Annotated in this window: 1 protein-coding gene; it reads right to left on the minus strand. The window is 65.5% G+C overall.

The genetic code is table 11. The features are described 5' to 3' along the window. On the minus strand, positions 1–203 hold a 203-nt coding region (locus UUA_RS18650), incomplete at both ends, for a GTP-binding protein (RefSeq protein WP_008439596.1).

Raw genomic sequence — 203 nt, forward strand, 5'->3', positions numbered from 1 at the left:
TCCACGTGCGCGTAGTGCCGCTTCGGCGACTCGTATTCCACGTGCGCCGTCGAGATCGTGATGCCGCGCGCCTTCTCTTCCGGCGCCGCGTCGATCGCGCTGTAATCCTTGAACTCGCCACCGAAGCGCTCCGCACCGACCTTCGTCAGCGCCGCCGTCAGCGTCGTCTTGCCGTGATCCACGTGACCAATCGTGCCGACGTT

The organism is Rhodanobacter thiooxydans LCS2, assembly GCF_000264375.1.
Taxonomy (GTDB): Bacteria; Pseudomonadota; Gammaproteobacteria; order Xanthomonadales; family Rhodanobacteraceae; genus Rhodanobacter; species Rhodanobacter thiooxydans.